We start from the raw sequence: 20,401 nt of genomic DNA, 5'->3' as shown, positions 1-20,401 counted from the left end.
GCGTTCTGTGGCAGCGTGGCGCGAGATCGTGAGCTGTCACGGCGTGAAAGGCGCTGCCGGACAGCGCATCAGCAGAGCAGGTCAGCGCGTATTCGGGGGCGGTCGTGGCGTCACGGGGGTGTCTGGTTGAAACCACTACCGGGCGAGTGATTCTCATCGCAGGTGGTCGGCGATGATCTGGGAGCCGCCGCTCGCGGGGACGCTCGGGTGGCTGGTCGGCATGAAATGGCCGGACGGCAACGAGGATTCCATGTGGGGAATCGCCGACGACTGGAAGTCCAGCGCCAAGGATCTGCGCTCGATCGACGCCGACATCGACGAGGCCATCGCGGCGGTCCGCAGGGCGTATCCGACCGGCGACGGTGGCGACAAGATCATCGAGCAATTGCGGACCATGCGCGTCGGCGACCAGTCGATCGACAAACTCGCGGAATGGTTCGAGACCATCGCCGGCACTGCGGAGAACACCGGAACCGAGCTCGAATACACGAAGCTCATGTTCTATACGACGCTGATCACCCTGGCCGCCGATATCGCCGCGGCCTGGCTGTTCCCACCGACCGCGCCGATGGCGGAGGGCGCGGCGATCGGCATCGGGCGGATCGCGGTGCGCATCCTGACACGGCGGGCCATCAATTTCCTCGGCAAAGAGGGGCTCAAGGCCACCGAGATCTCGCTCATGCGGTTCGCATTACGGCAGACGATCATCGGCGCTGCGCTGGGGGCGTTGCAGGACGGCGGCATTCAGGCTTACCAGCACGAGTTCGGCCGCCGGAGCGAGATCAATACGCAGCAGCTGCTGCTCTCGGCCGGTGGAGGGGCGGCCGGTGGACTGGTCGCGGCTCCCATCGGTAAGTGGCTACCGAAGGCGCTGGTCAACCCGATCGCGAAGGCACCTATCAAGCCGATCACCGCGGAGAAGGCCGCCAATTTCCTAGGCGGTGGAGTCGCCGGCGGGGTGGCCGGGCTCGCGGGCTGGGCGGTGAGCGGCGGTGTCACGCACAACTGGCATTTCGATCCCCGCGTCGTCACCGCGGGCATCGCTGGCGGCACCCTGCCCGGGATGGCTCATGAGGGCAAGTCGCCCTGGAAGGGGAGCCCGGACAAGCTCGGAGTCACCAGCCCGAAGGTCGATGGATCGCCGTTGGCGGTCACGGACAAGCAAGTTCACCCTTCGGCGATCAACGACGTTGCGCACACCGAGAATTCGCCGCATGACGCGGCTCCGTCTCATGAGAAGAACACGGGCGGAACGACTCCGGGCGAACATCCGCAAGGCAGGCCGGCGGATCCGCAGCCCCGGCCCACCGATCCCGGGGTGCCCAAGGAGTCCCTCGCCAATGTGCCCAAGGCGGATCTGGTCGCGCAGGTTCCGGTCCACAACGCGCAGGTTGTCGACGCGCATCCGGTCGGGAGCCCACAGCACTCCAATCCCGCGCACACATCGCCGTCGAATCCCGCGCATACACCGGCGTCGGGTGAACCGAAGCCGGTTCCCGCGGCGGCTCCGCGGGCGGAGACGCCGGTGCTTTCCCGGCCGGAGGCTTCGGTGGCGCCACGCGCGGACACGCCGGCCCCCGGCCGCGCTGATGCGCCGGGCGCTCACACTCCGCCCGCCGAACCGCGAGCGACGCCCGCGACGATCCGTGACGCGGGGAGCCAGCCGACGCCGATGGCGGCCCGCGCCACCGGCCTCGAAGTACCTGCCGGTCGTGTGGGCGAGCGTGTGGATCTCGCGGATCCCGGACGCACGGTCGAGTCCACCGCGCGCCCGGAGAACCGCGAACTCGTCGGTGCGAGTACCGGGCCCGAATCCCGTATCGGTGCGCGACCCGAGCACCCTGCGAGCTCGCCGGAACAACATGGCCCGCGGCGCACCAGCGACCCCGATTCGCCGAGGCCCGGCGATCATCCCGTCAGCGACCAGAGCGCTCGTCATGTCGGTGATCCCACGGTGGAACGGCCTGTGCTGCCGGAGGATTCGCCGATCTCCGAGGCCGAGCAGGCGCATGCGCGCGAAGCCCTCCAGCAACTGCACCCCGACGCCTCACCCGAACATCTGCTGCATCCGCCGGAAACCGATATCGCGGGCGCGCACAACCGGGCGACCGAGAACCACGAGTGGTGGCACGGCCTCACACCTGAGCAGCAGCACGCGATGATCAAGGCGCATCCGCACGAGATCGGCAATGCCGACGGTCTGCCGCCCCATGTGAAGGACGAGGCCAACCGTCTCGCCATCACGCGGGATCTGAACGCGCTGCACGAGCAGAATCCGCGTATCGAGAAGTGGACGAGCCGATTCACCGATCCGGAGAACTTCCGGCAGTGGAAGAACCTCGAATCCACGGTCAAGGCGCTGGAAGAAGCACGCGATCTCGCAGCGAAGTTCGCCGACAAGTTCGGTGGCGAAGAACCGCCGGTGCACGTGCTGTCCTACGACTCGAAGGAATTCAACGGCGAGGGCCGGGCAGTCGTGGCCTTCGGTGACACGTCGAAGGCATCGTCGGTGTCCTTCCACGTTCCAGGCATCACGACCACGGTCCGCAGTCTGGAAGGCAATCTGCACAACGCCTTCAACCACATGTGGGAGACGACGCAGCGCACCCAGGAACCCGACATGGTCGCCTCCATCGCGTGGATCGGCTACGACGCTCCGAGCGGATTCCCGAAGATTGTCCGCGAGATGACCGATGCCCGCCTGGCGCAACGTGGCGGGGAGCTGCTGGCCCGAGATGTGGCCTCCTTCAGTCAAACTCGACGACTGGGCGCGGAACTGCCCGGTGGTCACCCCACCCCGGACGTCCATCTGTTCGGCCACAGTTACGGTTCCACGACCACCAGCTTCGCCGGCGCGGGCGGCCGCCTGCACGGCGACATCTCCACGATCACGCTGCTCGGCTCACCCGGGGCTGGTCCTGTCGGCCACGCCGCGGACTTCGGCATCGGCGCACACAATGTCTTCGTCGCCAGCTCCTCCCGCGACCCGGTGACCTGGATCGGCGCGAACACTATCGGTGAAATCGGCCGTCTCGCACCGAAACTCGGCATGGGTCTCGGCATGGACCCCGCCATCGAAGCCTTCGGAGCCCGCCGCATCGCCGCCCAATTCCCCGGCGGCGCACACACGTTGAGCGATATCTCGACACACACCGGCTACTACAACCACATGGACGAGGGACGCTCCGTCCCGAGCGAATCCCTGCACAACTTCTCCCGCATCGCATCCGGCCAAACCCCGCACCTCCTACCGGAGTACTCCCGTCCCGGCCACGAAGACCTCAATGCCCGGCAGCGCACCCTGGGCTCCAGCCCGCACGACCCGGCCCGCTTCCGCGCCCCCGAAACCGAGAGCCACCAGGGTGAACACCCCTACGGCTATGACGATCTGGTTCATTCCAACCGAACCCTGGACCCACCTCCCACCGCCCCCGAACGAACCCACACCGAAACCAACGACTGCGGCCCCCAAGCCCTCCGCCAGGTCCAGGAACTGACCGGCAACCCCAACATCCACGTCCCCGACGACCCGACGATCGCCGACCACGGCATGACCGCCGCGGAACTCGAGCACGCGGCCGGCGCCCACCTCGACCGCCACGAAACCCTGGGCTCCATAGCCGACCAACTCCACCGCCTCGGCGACGGCGCCACCGCCCTCGTCGTGGACGAATTCCACGGCCCCACAGACGCCAACGGCGTCGGCGCCCACGCCTACACCATCACCAATGACGGCGGCCGTCTCGTAGTCCACGACAACGCCGTCCCCGGCGGGCCGCACTCGTTCCCACCGGACCACACCAACGTCAAATCCACCCACGCGATCGTCTTCGACTCGCACGGCAATCCGGTGCGCCCGCTCGAATCCGCCCCGCGCGAGAATCCGGTCGGCCAACGGCCGGAAGCCCGTATCGGTCAACCGGATTCGCACCCCGCCGGACCCGAACACGCGAACCCGGCCCATGTCCCGGACGGCACCGAGCCCGCGCGCCCGAAGCTGCCGGTCGAGGACAAGCCGTACTACGCGAACCCGCGCTACCAAGACCCCACGGCCTCACACGAATACGCCGCGAAGAACAGGATCAGCCACGGCGAGGTCCAAACCATCCGCGACTTCGAGACCGCGAACCATCCCGAGATCTCCCGGCTCACCGATGCCGAACTGGATGCGATCCGTCGTAACCAAGGGTTCAACCTCAACGAGCCGGTCAACGAAGGTACACGCAACGGCAACCCAACCGCGCTGGCCGACCACGACGTCGAGATCCGCACCCTGGTCTCGGCATACAACAAGCTGCCGGATCATGAGGGGACCGTCTATCGCTCGCTCCACTTCGATGATCCGGTCGCTTTGGAGAGGTTTCTCGAGGCCTACTCTCCGGGCAAAGAGCCACCGGTCGACCCCGGATTCGCCTCGGCGGACAAAGACAGCTCGATGCCAGGCGGCAATGTCGAGCTGATCATCGATTCCCACACCGGGAAGGACATCTCCTGGGCCAGTCTCTCCCAAGAAGAGGTTGTCTTCCCGCCAGGCACCCGATTCCAGGTCGAAAGCCGTGACCTCATCGGCGGTAAGTACGTCGTCCGTCTCACCGATATAGGAAGGACCCCCGATGCCCATCAGCCCGGAGGAAATGGAACGCATAGCGCGGAAGGTTCTGGGCCCCACGATGCGGGACGAGATCGAGGACCCGGAACTCCAGGCGAAGCGCGACCGCGACTTGGCGATCCTGCGGGAGAAGGACGCGAAGGGACGCCGCCCGGCCACCGAGGACCAGATCAAGATCTGGCAGGCATGGGGCGAGTCGGAGATCGCCCGGATCAACCGGGAACGGGGAGAGAACACCTAACCGGCGAAGATTCCGCGGCTCCCAAAAGAGCCCCTGAACCCGAACAACGCTCGCCCAGTACTCATTTCGATCCGACCCTAGAACGTCCGTCGACGCTGACACCCCACCTGGCCTCCCGTTTCGAGGAAATGCGTGCCGCCGCCGGCGAAATCGCGAAGGCTCACTACGAGCCGACGCGCGCGGCCGAACTACCCGCGCTCCGTGAGAAGTTCGTCGAGATCCTGGACCGAGTGGGCCTCATGGACCCCCGCGAGAGCGTGACTCCCTGGCGCCTCCTCAAGGAATACGATCCCGCACTCGCCCGGTACTTCGAGCAGCACCACCAAACACTGCTCCCTAAGGCAAACGAAGCCGTCACGCCGCATACGCCCCACACGGCCAACCACCAGCAGGTGTCGTCCACACCGGTTCGAGAATCGAGCCCGGAAGCTGCTGTCGACCGCAAACCAGATCCGCCCGAAGATGGCATCGGCGCGGCGGCCGTGCCCGCGGCAGATAAAGGTGGCCAGGCTCCGTCAGGTGCGGTTCCTTCTGGCCCACGTCCAGAGTTCACGGACGGAGAGCGGGCACAGCATTGGCAACACCTCGACCAGGTGGAGGCTGCCCATCCCGTGGAATTCGATCACCTCCAGCGGGACCCGGACAAGAATGGTGGTATTTCCGAACCGTCCAAGGACGAAGCGCGTGTGGGACTGGATCTGCGAGAACAGGGGCGTCTACCGCAGGATATTCAGCGACCGGCCCAGGCTGATCGTGGCGAGTTCTACTCGCCCAGCGCCGAGAGGTATTACGACATCAAGGGTGTTCACTCGGACTGGCCACCGTTCAACAACGTGCGCGACAAGTCGAAACCGTTCAAGGGTGCATATGACCCAGCGAAGAACAGTCGATGGGTCGATAAGCTCCGTGAGCAGATTGAGGAGAAGGACCGAACCGTTATCATCGACCTACGCAATGCCAACCAGGTCGCAATCGACGATATCTTGCTGTTAGTACAAACACACGGATGGGACGATAATGTCATCTGGTACCCATGACGACTGGGTCCCCCGCAGGTTTCCGAGCAGCGTAGAGGCATCGGCGCGGCTGCGCGACTGGCTGCTCGAACGTAAAGTGGGTGGGCTTGATGCCGGCGGGCTCGATCTCAGCGACTCTGACCTGTCTGGAGGCAACTTCACCGAATCCTGGCTCGGTGGAGCCATATTAACCAATGCCAAGCTGGTCAATGCCGAACTGTATCGATCCGATGCGGAGGGAGCCGACTTCACTGGGGCGGATCTGACGCACGCTTCCCTGGTGCGGGTGAACCTTGACGACGCGATCCTCCGGAACGCCATACTCGACGGCGCCAATCTGGTCGGTGCCTCACTGTATGGTGTTGACGCCACGGGAGCCTCGCTTCGCGGCGCTGCCCTGATGGGTTCTTCTCTGTTGCACGTCAATTTCCGTGGAGCGGATCTCTCCAACGCGACAGTTGAGGAGAATACCTTCAAGGTAAGGGTAGACGAGACAACCGTATTCGAAGGCCTGTGTGGGACTGTTTTCGGGCCTATTACTATCACCGCGGGTGATGAAGAGTACGCGCTCGGAGGCCCGCAGTTGGAAGACTGGATCAATACACGAGGTGGAGCTGTTCGAGTGCTCGCGCCGAAACCCCGCTCCTGACATGGATTTTGCTTCAGGGTCAGCCAGCGTGATCCGCTCGACTGGGCGGCGATTCAGGCCATCGGCAGCATGCTGATGGATTCGGCGCCAGACGGCTGGACTCAACTCAGGTATGAGTATCGCGCCACGATCCAGATTGATAGTGATCGCCTGGAATCCGTTCCGTCAGAGGGGCTGGTCGCCCGCATCTCTGCACCGTTCGCCGTCATGGAGCAACTTTCGGACCTCAGGTCGGCGATGTTCGTTCCCGAGGTCGGTACCTGGTTCACTGCGCGAGTAGTGATCGATCGCGGCGGAGATTGCCGGGCGGCGTTCGACTACGACGGTGAGCCGGACTTTGTTCCACGCCTCACGCCCGACGCGTACGCCCTGGACTTCGAGTACTTTCCTCGGAGCGAAGAACATGCGCCCTGTGGCTGCAGGCCAAACTGGGGAGCGTCAGCCGTGGCTCTGATTTCCCATATTCATCTGTGCCGCAGCCTGATTGATTGCGGTGGCGAACTCGAAGGTCAGTCGCATGACTTCGAGATAGGCGGCGGAGTCTCGATCGTGGACGCCTCGGATCCAGCAGATGACCGCGCCCTCGTTGACCCGGATGCGGGCGGTGGGTGCGATCTGGACGATGGAGTAGGCCGCGGCCATGACCGGGCGGGTCAGGAGTTGGCGGGCATGGTCGGGGTGGTTGGGGGTCAGGCCGAGATACCAGCGGTCGAATTCTTCACTGCCGCTGGAGAATCGGCGGTGTTCGACCGACTTCTTGTTGAACTCGAGGAGCCACTCTCCTTGGGTGGAGAGCAGGTCCAGCCTGTCCACCGAGCGGTCGACGCCTTCGATGACGACGGCGGTGTGGCGCCAGGTGGTGATCATGTTCTGGAACATGGTCTCGTGTTCGACCAGAAAGGTGGTGTACGGAGCGCCGGCCGCCCGGCCGTGGATGGGCGCTTTGTACTTGGCCTTCGACGGGTACGGGCACAGTCCGATTCCCGCGTGCTGCTCACGCCACTGGGGTGCGGGCCAGCCGACCGCGCCGCCCATCGCGGCCGCCATTGCCTCTTGTCTTTCCCGGTCGCGGGCGTTGCCGGAGATATTCAGCGCCACCAGCGCCACGACGACGATCACTCCGATGACAATGGCAATGGCCATGAATCCCCCTCAGCACTACCGCGGATCACGATTGCCCCCGCAGTCGAATATCGAGCCTCGCAGGCAGCCTACCCACGTCGCTGGTGAACGGCTCGGCTGGATCGGGCTCCACGCAACCGGTTAGGCTGCGATCACGTCCACCTGGGAGGGGAGAGCGATGGCCGACGACGACTTCACCGGACTCAATGGCGAGAGCAAGAAGGGCGTCCTGTTCAACCGTGAAGCCGCGCAGACGATGGCGGATCAGGCCGCGGCGATGCTCGCGATGGTGAATGCCGCCATCGGCAAAGCCCCACATGCCGATCTGGGCGCGCTGAATCAGCGGCATTCGGGCGACGAGCTCGCGAAGAAGTTCAACGAGGCCGCGAAGAAGCTGGTCGAGACGACCCTGAAGGAACATCAGGAGGTGCTCACCAAGATCGGTGAGTCTTTCGTGGGCGCGGCGCGGTTGTACGTTGACACCGATCAAGCCTCGGCCACGGCCTTTTCCGGTGATGACGCCCGCGTGAAGTTCGAGTCGATGGTGCCGAAGCCGGGGCAGCCGGGGTTGGCTGTCTCGTCGGTGCACGTCGATTCGGTCAGCATGCCGGGATGGGGTCAATCGGGTCGAGGGAACAAGTACACGTGGTCCGGTACTTCTTCGGATGACTACGGCAATCTGCTGGCAGGGACTGACAAGCAATCGGCGCTCTCGGGGAAAGCCAGCGGGGTGGAGCTGGATCCGAAGGGAATCACCGGGGAGCCCGGCGCCCAATACGAATGGGACGACTTCCATAATCATTGGCAATACATCAACGATTCAGGGGTTCTCGGGAAGCTCGAGGCTTACGCACAGTCGTGGAACACGGCGAGCGCGTACCTGAAGGCCCAGATGACCACGTTCCAGAACGCCAACGACAAGTATCTGACCGGCTATCAAGGCAATACGTCGAAGATGAACGAGGTCTGGGCTTCAGACGGAGCGAAGCTGGCGCAACAGGGAATCACCAACTACCTCAAGAGCGTGAAAACCCTCACCGACGGTATGGATCTGATGGCCCTGAACCTGGCTTTCGCGCAGGGCTGGTTGAAGAAGCTGCAGAACTTCCTGCCCTATCACAGCATTTCCCAGACCACGGTAACCACCGCCACCCGCGGCGGCGCTGTCACCACGCACATTTCGAAGCGTGATGTCGACGAGGCGATGACGAAGATGCGGCAGGCCTGGGACAACTGGTATGTCGAGGGCGTCAAGGATTCCAGCGCCGCCGTACCCATGCTCGGGAACCCCAACGACGCGATCACCGTCCAGCCGCAGCAGGTGCAACCGGGGCCGAACCCGAATCCGTCTGGAAACCCCAGCGGCAATCCGACCGGGGACCCCAGCGGCACTCCGCAGACACAGGTGCCGAACCTGGACAACAGCCCGACCCAGCCGACGACTCCGACCACGCCCACCACGCCAACGGACAAGAACCCGACCACTACCACCGATACCACCCTGCAAACGCTGATCACGCAGGCGAGCACGGTGTTGCAGGCCGGGATCACAGCGGTGGAACAAGGGGTGGAGAAGGTCGCGTCGGCGATTCAGACTGGTCTGCAGACCACGCAGACGACCCAGACCACCAAGCCGAGCGAGGACCTGCAGAATCAGCTGACGCAACAGTTGCAGAATCTCGGCCTGCTACCGAACACCAACACCCCGTCCGGATCTCCGACCGGAGGCAGCCCGTCGGGCACGCCTACCGGCACAGGCTCGCCCCAGACGCCGAAGACTCAGCTGGCTCCGCGTTCGGCCAATCCGACATCTACGACCGAGGCGGATAAGGAAGTGGCCACGACATCGCGTGCGGGACTCGCCGCGACGAGTTCGTCCTCGTCCACCGGGTCGTCCGGCGGGATGGGTGGTTCGCCGATGGGGGCGGCAGGTGCGCAGGGGCAGGGCAAGGAACACAAGCGTCCGCAGTTCCTCACCAACCTGGACAATCTCGAGGCAGTCCTGGGTGAGGCGCCGGCAGCGGTCACCCCGGTGGCCGAGAAATGACGGTGCAGTGGCGGTTCACGGAGGCCGAGTTCTATGTGCTCTGGATGGATCGGGTAGGTGTCGAGCCGCCTGAGCCCTTCATGTTCACGTCGGCGACGAGGACTGCGGACGAGTTCGACCTGGAAATGCGGGAGGCGCGAGAAAGTCTGAGCCACAAGCTCGGTGGTGACTTCTCGACGGTATTCGACGCACTGACGAATCCGGATCTCTTCCTGACCGGATACGGGTGGGACGACCAGGATCGGTGGGGCACCGAGTCGATGGTGCGCGTCCATGCGGCCCGCAAGGGCCCGAAAGGCTATGTGATCAGCCAACTACCGGGCGCAACATATTGGCGTCGGGGCGGCTATACGGTGGCCGAATGTGATCCGCTGCGACTTGCCGATGCCGTTGTCGAGGCAATGCCTACCGGTGACCGGGGCGGGCGGGGAGACATCGGGCTGGTCACCGACGAGCAGAACATCGATCACGACTTCGGCCGGTCGGCCATTGCTGCGGCGCCGGACACCGCGGTATCCAGAGCCCGAGAATTCCTCGAGGCCACAGCCTCGAACGCCGGTGAAATCCACATCGTCCAGGGGAGTTCGGTATTCGGGCCGCGCGGGATCACCCGCCACCAGGTGCAGTTCCGGGATCTCGTGGATGACGGCCGCTACGTGATCGTCGACAATCCGGCGCGGGCACTCGCTGTGGACAAAGCCAGATTCCTCTCGGTCATCAATAGCTACGTCGCGGCTGTGATCCAGGTGATCAAGGACGAGCGCGGCTGATCGATCGCCGAAACCGAAATGTTCTTGTCTGGCCGGAGTGGCCTATGGTAGTCATACGCCAAGCTAACTGGGAGGGAGTTCGCCGTGACTGAGGTGGGGGCGGTCAGTTCTGGTGCTGGTGAGGGGGATTGGGCCTCGCTGGTGGTTGCCAATACGACCGGGTCGATTCGGGTGCGGACTACCAATCAAGGTCTGCCGCTGGCCGTGAAGGTTGAATCGGCTGAGTTGCACCGGGATCCGGGGCAGTTGGCGGGGGAAGTGTTGCGGCTTTGTCAGAAGGCTGCCAATCGGGCTGGACTCGCGCTGCGGAAGCAGTTGGAGGAGGCCGGGGTTGATGCGGCGGGGCTGGCTCGGGCGGGGCTTCCTACCGAGGCGGATGTGGCTCGACAGGAGATTGTCGAGGAGCAGGACTACGATACTGAGCCGCAGAGTTGGCTCAGGACGGTGTGAGAGGGGGGCTCGTGGTTTCGTCGATGGATGAGTTGCAGGAGCAGGTGCGGCGGCAGCTGTATCGGTTTCAGGACTTGGCGGATCAGATGGCGGCCGTGCGCGGGCGGGAGACGTCCGAGAACGGGGCCGTGACTGCGGAGGTCGACGGGAACGGCGCGCTCAAGGACCTGCAGTTCAGTGGCGCGGTATCGCGAATGACGCCGGCGGAGTTCGAGCAGGCCGTGGTGACGACGGCGGCGCAGGCGGCGCGGCGGGCGTTCGAACGGCGGGCCGAGATCGTCGACCGGTTCAATGAGGAGATGGCCGAGTAGGCCGGTCTGTTAACAGAACTTTGCGCCAGAGTTTGCATCTTGCGGTCTGGCACAAGAAATTTCGTGCTTGTAGTCTGAGCAAGATCAAGGGTAGTGGGAGGGACACTGATGGCTGATCACGTGGCGGCGGAATTTCCGCTCATCCTGGCGTACGGCACCGAGAAGGCGGGAATCGCCGCGCAGGTCGCGGGGGCGGCAGCCGCGGACGTGGGTGCCGCGATGGCGCAGGCGGTTCCGGTTTTCGGTCTGATCGGGCAGGAATTCCTGGCGGCCTTCGCGGTCGCGCAGGGGAACTTCCTGATGTCGTCGGCGGAGATCGCCGCGGTGCACGCGAACACGGCGACGGCGGCGTACACGGCGGTCGGCACCTACGGCACCAATGAGGTGACCTCGGCGGCGAGCTTCCTATCGACGATGCTGTGACGAGTCCGTCGAATCCGACCGTGCTGGACGGGCTGCGCAGCAGCCCGATCGGCCCTTACCTCGATACACCGGTCACGGATGTGTTGAGCACCATGGGATTGCCGCAGCTGCCGCAGATCCCGCAAATCAGCCTGCCGGATCTGTCGGGGCTGCAGCTGCCCACGCTGCCGACCATCGACCCCACGGCGTTGATCCAGCCGGTCACCAGCCTGCTGCAGTCGTTCGGCACCGGGAGCCTGAGCAACAGCAGTTTCAACCCGGCGACCATCATCACCTCGCTGATCAGTGCGCTGACTTCGGCTACCTCGCAAAGCAAGTCGGCGACCAGCACGCTGATGAACACTTTCAGCGGGGACGCGGCGACCGCCGCTCAGCTCAAGAGCAACGAGGTCGAAGCGCAGAGCGGCACGGTGGCCGCGCAGGGCGCGCAGCAGCACGGCATCCTGATCTCCGCCGAAGCCATCGTCGCTGAGGGCTACGCCGAAATGTCCGCTCTCATCGCGCAATTCATCGCACAGTTGACCGCGGCGACCGCGCTGATCGCCACCCCCGCAGGCATCCCGTGGCTGATCGCCACCGCGACCGAGACTATCAATGCGGGCCTGGCCATCGCGGCCAAGACCAAGGTGCAGCTCGCGGGCAGCACCGCCGAGATCCTCGAGGCCGGCACGAAGATCATGATCGCGGGCGCGCCCGTCGCGTCCAATATCTCGAACCTGGTGAACATGGTCGGCACCGCGCTGCAGCCCATCTCCAGTGTCGCGCCGACGGTCGCCGAGAAGGTGGTCGAGAAGGGCGCGACGGTGCTGTCCAGCGGCGTCAGCGATCTCAGCTCCGCGCTGACCAGCAACAACAACACCAATACGAACAACAACACCAACAAGACCACCACCACGACGCCCTCGACGACCACCACCAAGACCGACGAGGCCAAGAAGACCGAGAACCCGGACGGCACCAAGACCGACGGTGGCGGCGGCAGCCCGCTCAGCACCATCTTCGGCGGCGGCGTGCCCACCACCACGACGCCCTCGAACACGGTGGGCGCCAACCGGATTCCCACCGGCGAGGTCAGCAACACCGGCGCCGGAATACCGAAGACCACCACCGAGGCCAACGGCCGCACCACCTCGACCAGCTCGCCGGGCATGACGGGCGCCGGCGCCGCCGGACGCGCGGGCGCCGCCGACGAGGAATCCACCTCGGACCGCTCGGGCCTGGTCACCGGCGCGCACGGCGACGAAGTGGTCGGCGTCATCGAAGGCGTGGTGCTGCCGGTCGTCGGCGCCATCGAGGCCATCGAGGAGCCACCGGACAAGGCCCTCACACTCTGATTTCGAATTGCCAGGGGACACAGGAGGATTGGCATGAGCATCAACGCATTCGACGGTCTGCGCTTCGACGCCTCGACCGCTCGCGACGCCGCGGCCCAGCTGGACGCGCTCGCCGACCGCATCGCCAACGGGCTCGGTGTGGAGCAGGCGAAGCTGGACTTCGCGCCCGCCGGCTCCGATGAGGTGTCGCAGCGCGCCGCACAGACCCTCAACACGGTCGCCGCGTCCTTCGTGGCCTCCGGCGGCGACGGCGTCACCGAACTGCGGAACCTCGCCTCCACGCTGCGCAGCCAGTTCGACGCCTTCGGCAAGGTCGAGGAGCAGTCCGTCCTCGGCTTCGCCGGCTGAGCGGAGACCCTTCTCGATGCTGGAACCGACGAAACCCGGCTTCACCGAGACGGTTTGGGAATCCAAGCCGCCCGAAGAGCTGGCGCGTGAACTGGTGACGGGCGCCGGGGCGATCCCCGCCGCCGAAGCCGGGCTCGCGTGGACTCGACTGAGCGCGGGTTTCGCCGCCGCCGCTGTGGAGTACGAGAGAATTCTCGTAATCCTCGACAGTGCTTGGGAATCCAAGCACAGTGGGCCCTTCATCGAACGCATCAGAGCGCTGCGTGACTGGATGGGGGCTTCTGCCTCCGCGGCCGCCGGTAATGCGGTTCAGGCCGAAACGCACGCGGCCGCATACGAACTCGCGAAACTGACCATGCCCGACGTCGACGAGGTCGAGAAGCTCAAGGATCTGCAGCAGCTGATGCAGCAGCTCGGGCTGGCGGGCGGGATGCCCCTGCTGGGCGGGCTCGCCAAGACCGACATGGACGCCGACGCGGCCAAGGCGCAGGCGGCGCGGGTCATGCGGACCTACGAGGCCGCCACCGAATCGCTGGCCAAGCCGTGGGAACACCAGGCGCCGCCGCAGGTCACCGCCGGGCTGACGCCCGCCGAACAGCCGGTCGCGCCGGTCGAGGCGGAAGCGCCCGCGGTTCCGACGCCGTCGATGCCGAATATCAACCTCGGCTCGCTCAACCTGCCGCCCATGCCGTTGACGCAGGTGCGCGCCACCACCGTCGAGGCCAAGGAAACCACCACGCAACGCGTTGTGACGCAACCGGTTACGGTGCAGCAGAGCGGGACGACCATGGCCCCTGCGCCGATGGGGGGCGCCGGCCAGTCCAGCGACGAGGAGCACACGCCGCGGGCCGGTCTCGTCGGCGCGCCCACCAGTGACAACGAACTGGGCCTCACCTCCGGCATGCAGGTCGCGCCCGCCGTCCTCGGCGGCCTCGACCCGGCCGCCCAGCGCGCGCCCGTCGACATCGCCTTCAACGCGGGCAGTGGGTCCGAAAAGGCAACCAGCACAGCGGAATCCGGCGGCAGTCAGGGGTCGGCCACATGACCACCCTCACCAACGACGGACTCATCGCGCTAGCCGGCCACCTAGGTGTGCAGACCTTGCCGCTCGTCCTATCCGTCGGGCCACGCCAGGAGGCCTACCAGGACTGGCAGGAAGCCCAAGAGCAGGCCCGCGCCGACCTACGCGCCCGCCGCATCGTCGACGCCCACGGAGACGTCGACACCGACACCGCCACAACACTTTTCACCCTCGCTCAACCCGACCGCGAGCTAGCCATGCGGGTCCACGCCGCAGACGGCCAACTACGCGTCTGCGTCGCCCGCCGCGCCGACAGCCACGCCGTCGCCATCCGCCGCGGCGACACCCTCGACCTGAATCCCCTATGGTCCGACGGCTCCGGCGACTCCCTGGCCCGCCCCCTCCTCGACGCCCTCGGCCCCTGCCCGCCCGCCGATCTCGCCGCCTTCAGCGCCGAATCCGCCGACCTGGCCGAACGCCTCGACACCGCAACAACTTCCGAAGACTACGCGAGCACCGTCTACACCCTCGGCGTCCCCGACACCGACGCCACCGCCTACGGCCTCGCCCTCTCCGCCACCCACTCCTACGCCGAAATCGTGGCCTACGCCTACGCCGACGGCCTCACCGACCGATCGCCCGGAGCCGTCGCGGTCTACGACACCGCACAAGGCCGCATCGTGGCCGCACCGGGCGTCGCCCCGGACCAGCAACTCTGGTCCACGCTGACACCGGGCAGTGATCACCGTATCGCGCAGTCGATCTCGGCTCTGATCGACTCGCTGCCCGGGGGGAGGTGGCTGTCGTGAGTCACCTGTGACTTCGCAGCTGACGCCCCGAACCGGTGATGCCGCAGCGCATCGCCTATCCATTTCCGAAGAAAAGGCAAGGTACAGACGATGGTTGCAAACGAAGCGGAACTCGCGAAGGCCGCGCAGTCCCACATGGCCGACGTTGTCGCGTCGATCAAGGACATCCTGGGCAAGATCACCTCGACCGTCGACAACTCGCGCGGCGGCTTCGCCGGTGCGGCGGCCGATGCGTTCAAGCAGGCCGCTGACGCTTGGGACATCGAGGCCAAGGCCCTGAACCACGCGATGGACGAGTTCCAGGACAAGGTCGGTCAGGGTACCGACGTGTTCAGCAACGTGGACATCACCAACGAAGACGCTTTCAAGGCCGCTCTCACGAACCTCGGGTAGTAGGGCCTCGCACCCGCTCCAACTTCTCAACACTGCAAAGGATTTGACATGCTTTACGACAAGGCCCACATGACCCAGCTGGTGGACGACCTCCGCCAGTTCCACCGCGACCTGGTCGCCGTTGCCGGCGACGGCTCGGCCGCCGTCGACACCAGCAGCGACCTCGGCCAGGCTGTCGAGCGGCTGAAGACGGCGTGGTCGGACCCGAACAGCGGCGCGGAGAACGGTGCTCTGCAGTCCGTCATGACCGCGAAGGCCGACTGGGACTCGGCGTACCACGACAAGTGCCTGACCACCCTGGACAAGGTCGCCAGCGCGGTCGAGAACGCTCTGAGCAACGCCCTTGCGGCGGACGCCAAGGTCGGCAACTCCTTCGCCTAGCGAGGGACAACGTGCCTGCCCGACAGCGCACACCTCCGTTCAGGGGTGTGCGCTGTCGTCGGTCGGCGCCCAGTAATCTACGTGCCCGTAGTTCTCGGTTCGACGGAGGATTTGGTTAGTGCCAGCCCAATTGACCACCCGTGCCCAGGTCAATGGGTACCGCTTCCTGCTGCGTCGGCTGGACCACGCATTGATTCGCCGCGACGTGCGCATGTTGCACGACCCGATGCGGTCGCAGTCCCGTTCACTCATGGTCGGTGCGGTTCTCGCGCTGCTGGTGGTGGCGGGTGCGGCGATCATGGCCTTCATTCGCCCGCAAGGGTCCATCGGTGACGCGAACATCGTGATGGGCAAGGACAGCGGCGCACTCTATGTCGTCATCCGGGACAAGGATGACAAGAACAAGATGACCCTGTATCCGACGTTGAATCTCGCCTCGGCCCGATTGATCTCGGGTACCAGTGAGAGTCCGAAGTCGGTCAAGGACAGCAAGCTCAACTCGGTACCGCGTGGCCCGATCCTCGGAATCCCAGGCGTCCCCTCAGCCTTGCCCGGAACGGGGCAGGGGGAGCGTTCCCAATGGACGCTGTGTGACAAGGTTCCGCTGTCTGCGTCCGGTGGAGCGGCTTCGTCCGCTGGCGCGGAAACAACCGTCATCTCTGGACATCTCGAAATCAGCGACCGCATCAAGGCGGCCGGCGCGGACTCGGCGATCTGGGCCAACAAGGGTGGCAAGGACTACCTGATCTATGACGGGAAGGCCGCGGAGTTCGATCGCACCAAGGACTCGATCGCGCAGGCCCTCGGCGTCAGCGGTAAACGCTCCCGTCCTGCAACGAGTGATCTGATCGGCGCGGCGATCACGGTCCCGCCACTGGTTCCGCCCACCATTCCCCGAGTCGGGGAGAACGGCCTGGGCAGGCTGAGCAGTGTGCCGGTCGGCGGCATCATCAAGGTGGCTGCTTTGGACGGTTCGGATCGATCGGACCTCTACGTGGTGCTCGCCGACGGCGTGCAGCGCATCTCCACGTTCACCGCGCAGGTCATCGGCTCCAACAACTCACAGGGCATGAACGGGTTCAAGTCCGTGACACCGGATGTGCTGAACGGCGTCCCGGTTCTGCACTCGCTGCCAGTCGATGACTTCCCCGAGGCCACACCGAAGATCATTACAGCGGAGGACAACCCGGTAGCCTGCATCTCCTGGGCGAAGAAGAGCGGTCTCGGTCGGGAGCAGGCGGATGCCACCGAGGGGCCTTCGGACCGTGCGACCGTCCAGCTGTTGCTCGGCACCCGGCTGCCGTTGCCCGATTCGCAGCGTCCGGTCGCACTGGCCACCAAGGACGGATCTGCGGGTGATCGAGTCGACGCGGTCTACGTGCCGCCTGCCTCGGGCGAGTTTGTACGGACGACAGGAGTGGAGCCGGGTAGCCAGCGGCGCGAGAATCTCTTCTACATCGCTGACAATGGAATCCGCTACGGCATTCCGGACCTCGCCACCGCGCAGATCCTCGGGTTGGGTACCGCACCGCATCTTGCTCCGTGGGAGATCATCGGCCAGCTAGTTCCTGGCCCAACACTGTCCAACAAGGACGCGCTGAAGAACTGGGACACGCTTCCGGGGTAGTGGCGGAAGGTTCGGCCGATGATGGCCGAACCGACTACCGGACGCTCTTGCGCAGGATCGGTACGAGCTTCTCGATCAGGATCTGTTCGGAGTTGTCGGACCATTGACGGACAGCGGCCACCGCGATGGGATCGTCGAGGACAATGACCGAGGCTTTGGTCGCCGCGACCGCGGACGGAAGGTTCACCAGACCGCCCCCACCGGAATCTGTATCGCTGCGCACGACGAGCAGATACCCGGTCGTGAGCGGCGTGAGCGCGCTGGATTGGCTGTCGGACCCCGGTGCGATGGGCCGTGGATTCGGCTCATCGCCCTTCTTGAGGAAGTTGGGGTTGTAATTGAAGCCCAGGTCTTCGAGGAACTTCGATTGTGGCCCGGGCTTCAATTGAACGTCCATCTCCGCCTTGGAGCCGCTGGTGCCCGAGATATCCATCACTACAAGGTTTTTCCCGTAGAAGGCCGGGTTCTGCGACCGTGCCTCCTCCAGGGCGCTGCGCGCTGCCGAGGCGGTGAAATCGTGCTGGGTTGCCCAGACGCCCACACCGGCCGCGAGTGCGACCACGGTCGCGCCGACCCCACCGATGAGCCAGGTGCGCCGTCGCGCAACGGACTTCGGGCCATCTGTGGGATCAGGTGACTTCGGCGCCGAAGCAGAGCTGGGTCGGTTGTGCGGCACAGTCTGCATGGACAGCCCGGAAACGCCGTACTCGAGGGCCGATTTGAGCGCCGCGGTGAATTCGTGGCAGGTATCGAAGCGCTCGGTGGGCTCCTTCGCCATAGCGGCCGCGATGACTTCGTCCACTGCCGGTGGAAGCGTCGGATCGACAGCGGTGACGCGAGGCGGCGGCTCGCTGAGGTGGCCCATCATCACGACGGCCGGTTGGGTACCCGGATAGGGATTCTGCCCAGTGAGCAGACGGTAGAACGAGCAGGCGAGGCTGTAGATATCCGCGCGATGGTCGAGCCTGTGCCCGCTCAGCTGCTCAGGTGAGGCGTAGGCGATGGTCGCGACGAACCCGCCCGCCTGAGTCAGTTCATTCGTGTCCTCGGTGGATTTGGCGACGCCGAAATCGGTGAGCAGGACGCGCTCTTCGCCATTGTCCGCTGCGGACAGCAGGAAGTTCGCCGGCTTGACATCCCGATGGAGCAACCCGCGGCGATGCGCATGGTCCAGACCGCGCCCGACCTCGGTGACGATGTGCAGCGCACGCCACGGCGTCATGGACTGCGGGTTGCGCTCCGCCGCCACGGCCGCGTCGATGCCGTTTATGTACTGCATCGCGATCCACAGTTGGCCGTTGTCTTCGCCGCGGTTGTAAATCGAGACGATGTTCGGATGATCCAGAGCAGCAGCGAGATTCGCTTCGCGCTCAAATCGGGCCCGGTACTCAGGGTCGCGGCTGTACTGCGGGCTGAGGACCTTCAGTGCATCCCAACGGGGGAGCTCGGGATGCCTCGCGAGAAATACCGTGCCCATGCCACCCGAGCCGAGTACGCGCTCGATGCGATATCCGCGGACGATGGTGCCCGGTCCGATGTTCATCCCTTTTCCTTACATGAACTGGCTGTTGGCCAGCAGTGCGTACTGTGCGGCAGCGCGCAGGTGCACGTCGGACAGCTGCGAACCTGCCACTCGTGCGACATAGCGGTCGTAGTGCAGGGTGCAGACGAAGCGGCTCGACTGATTCCAGGCATCGAGTGACATGCTCGGTTTGGCGTTCGGGTTCTCGGCGCAGGAAACCCCGGGGACGCCCGCGGGCTTGTCATCGGAATTCGGTGTGATGTCCTTGATTCCGGACCACAACGTGGTTGCCGCCGCGGTGTCACGGGCCCGGAACAACAGAGCGCCATTCTTCGTGTTGGAGACGCGGTCCACGCCGCTGCCGTCGAGCAGCCGCTTCCATGCCGCCTGGTCGTCGGCGAAATGCAAGTATCCGCGAGACGTCCGGGTGATTTCGTTCTCGGCGTCAGGCGAGGCGTATCCGGCCGGATGAAGTGTGCGGCGCAACATCGCGTCCGGGTCGTAGTCCAACCGCAAGGTATCGCGCTCCGAAAGCGGAGATAGCTGATCGAGGAGTGGTAGTTGTGCCGCGAGTACCTTCTCTACCAGTGCTTTGAGTCCGTCGAGTTCGGGCTTCGGCTGCTGGACGAACACGCTGACCACGTACTGTCCGGTGGCCAGGGTCGCCGACATCGATGGAACGCCCGGCCGCCAATGGGCTTTGGCGTTCGGATGCTTGTCCAGGGTCACCGAGACGTTCTGGTCAGCGGCCACGCTGAAGTCGGTAGCTTCCATCTGCTCGGCGGAGCTGCTTGCGAGTGCCTGATCCGGGAACTGCACCACTGCGACGTTGAACGAGGTCGCCTCGGCGATGGTCTCCGCGCCACCGAGCGGGTGATAGATCAAGATGTTCTGAGAGATGAACTTGTCGGGTAGCGGATGGGTGCTCGCACCGGCACTGAAGGCAAATTGCATACGGTTGGTCTGCAATATCGGTGCCACCGAGTTTGCGAAGACCCCCGCTGTGTACGGATTGGTCAGTGTTCGGGCGAGCACGCTGTGACTGAACATGGGGTCGACATCGAGACCACTCACAACCGCGCCTTGGAGTCGTCCTGCGGCGAGCTCCTTACCGGAGATAACCGCGTGCTGGTAGTTGGCCCGGGTATCGAAGGGCTCGGTCGGGTACTTCCCGACATCCAGCTTCCGAACATCGATCTCACCCGCTGCCGAGGTCCCGGGAACTGTGCTCCCGCAGCCGGCTGCGCCCGCCGATAGCAAGACGATCGCTATGACGCCGAAAGCTCTTCTGCCCGTTGGCTGGCGAGTGTTCAGGATCCCCACGATTT

The 20,401-nt window shown here is 65.0% G+C and carries 17 protein-coding genes; 14 read left to right on the top strand and 3 right to left on the bottom strand.

Annotation, left to right across the window (positions count from 1 at the left end; genetic code table 11):
* Positions 1-172: 172 nt before the first annotated feature.
* Complete coding sequence (locus ACWEOI_RS01020) at positions 173-5,887, top strand: alpha/beta hydrolase (RefSeq protein WP_452358625.1); 5,715 nt, start codon at positions 173-175, stop codon at positions 5,885-5,887.
* The gene (locus ACWEOI_RS01015; RefSeq protein ID WP_452358624.1) at positions 5,868-6,515 is read left to right on the top strand and encodes a pentapeptide repeat-containing protein; all 648 of its coding nucleotides are present in this window, start codon (positions 5,868-5,870) and stop codon (positions 6,513-6,515) included. Before ACWEOI_RS01020 ends, ACWEOI_RS01015 begins: the two co-directional genes overlap by 20 nt.
* 438 nt (positions 6,516-6,953) lie before the next feature.
* Here ACWEOI_RS01015 and ACWEOI_RS01010 read toward each other — a convergent pair whose 3' ends face one another.
* Positions 6,954-7,658 (bottom strand): hypothetical protein, encoded by a 705-nt coding sequence (locus tag ACWEOI_RS01010; protein ID WP_433670696.1) that lies wholly within the window; start codon positions 7,656-7,658, stop codon positions 6,954-6,956.
* Between the two features lie 157 nt (positions 7,659-7,815).
* On the opposite strand from ACWEOI_RS01010, the gene ACWEOI_RS01005 reads away from it, so the two are divergent.
* From ACWEOI_RS01005 to eccB, 12 genes are all read left to right on the top strand, one after another.
* The gene (locus tag ACWEOI_RS01005; protein WP_452358623.1) at positions 7,816-9,684 is read left to right on the top strand and encodes a hypothetical protein; all 1,869 of its coding nucleotides are present in this window, start codon (positions 7,816-7,818) and stop codon (positions 9,682-9,684) included.
* Complete coding sequence (locus ACWEOI_RS01000) at positions 9,681-10,454, top strand: ESX secretion-associated protein EspG (RefSeq protein ID WP_452358622.1); 774 nt, start codon at positions 9,681-9,683, stop codon at positions 10,452-10,454. Before ACWEOI_RS01005 ends, ACWEOI_RS01000 begins: the two co-directional genes overlap by 4 nt.
* 84 nt (positions 10,455-10,538) lie before the next feature.
* Positions 10,539-10,904, top strand: a complete 366-nt coding sequence (locus ACWEOI_RS00995; protein ID WP_357089002.1) for a hypothetical protein — start codon at positions 10,539-10,541, stop codon at positions 10,902-10,904.
* Between the two features lie 11 nt (positions 10,905-10,915).
* On the top strand, positions 10,916-11,215 hold the full coding sequence (locus tag ACWEOI_RS00990) for a YbaB/EbfC family nucleoid-associated protein (RefSeq protein WP_452358621.1): 300 nt from the start codon (positions 10,916-10,918) through the stop codon (positions 11,213-11,215).
* A gap of 108 nt (positions 11,216-11,323) precedes the next feature.
* A complete protein-coding gene (locus ACWEOI_RS00985) occupies positions 11,324-11,638 on the top strand; it encodes a hypothetical protein (RefSeq protein ID WP_452358620.1) in 315 nt (104 codons plus the stop codon).
* Complete coding sequence (locus ACWEOI_RS00980) at positions 11,635-12,972, top strand: hypothetical protein (protein WP_433670701.1); 1,338 nt, start codon at positions 11,635-11,637, stop codon at positions 12,970-12,972. The genes ACWEOI_RS00985 and ACWEOI_RS00980 overlap by 4 nt, the downstream gene beginning before the upstream one ends.
* A gap of 33 nt (positions 12,973-13,005) precedes the next feature.
* Complete coding sequence (locus ACWEOI_RS00975; RefSeq protein ID WP_357088993.1) at positions 13,006-13,320, top strand: PE family protein; 315 nt, start codon at positions 13,006-13,008, stop codon at positions 13,318-13,320.
* Positions 13,321-13,336: 16 nt separating this feature from the next.
* Positions 13,337-14,365: a PPE domain-containing protein gene (locus ACWEOI_RS00970; protein ID WP_452358619.1), complete on the top strand. Its 1,029-nt coding sequence runs from the start codon at positions 13,337-13,339 to the stop codon at positions 14,363-14,365.
* The gene (locus tag ACWEOI_RS00965) at positions 14,362-15,150 is read left to right on the top strand and encodes an ESX secretion-associated protein EspG (RefSeq protein WP_452358618.1); all 789 of its coding nucleotides are present in this window, start codon (positions 14,362-14,364) and stop codon (positions 15,148-15,150) included. Before ACWEOI_RS00970 ends, ACWEOI_RS00965 begins: the two co-directional genes overlap by 4 nt.
* 90 nt (positions 15,151-15,240) lie before the next feature.
* Positions 15,241-15,543: a WXG100 family type VII secretion target gene (locus tag ACWEOI_RS00960; RefSeq protein ID WP_452358617.1), complete on the top strand. Its 303-nt coding sequence runs from the start codon at positions 15,241-15,243 to the stop codon at positions 15,541-15,543.
* Positions 15,544-15,591: 48 nt separating this feature from the next.
* Positions 15,592-15,924 carry a hypothetical protein gene (locus ACWEOI_RS00955; protein WP_452358616.1) on the top strand — a complete coding sequence of 111 codons (333 nt, stop codon included), beginning with the start codon at positions 15,592-15,594 and terminating at the stop codon, positions 15,922-15,924.
* 118 nt (positions 15,925-16,042) lie between these two features.
* Positions 16,043-17,551, top strand: coding sequence for a type VII secretion protein EccB (gene eccB / locus ACWEOI_RS00950; RefSeq protein WP_452358615.1), 1,509 nt, complete (start codon positions 16,043-16,045; stop codon positions 17,549-17,551).
* A 34-nt stretch (positions 17,552-17,585) separates the two neighbouring features.
* On the opposite strand, the gene ACWEOI_RS00945 is transcribed toward eccB, so the two are convergent.
* Positions 17,586-19,094, bottom strand: coding sequence for a serine/threonine-protein kinase (locus ACWEOI_RS00945; protein WP_452358614.1), 1,509 nt, complete (start codon positions 19,092-19,094; stop codon positions 17,586-17,588).
* Between the two features lie 9 nt (positions 19,095-19,103).
* Positions 19,104-20,396 (bottom strand): DUF7373 family lipoprotein, encoded by a 1,293-nt coding sequence (locus ACWEOI_RS00940; protein ID WP_452358613.1) that lies wholly within the window; start codon positions 20,394-20,396, stop codon positions 19,104-19,106.
* Positions 20,397-20,401 lie beyond the last annotated feature (5 nt).

Source organism: Nocardia sp. NPDC004340 (assembly GCF_053602575.1).
The sequence above is the reverse complement of the archived record's forward strand: the minus strand, read 5'-3'. Positions and strand labels throughout refer to the sequence as shown.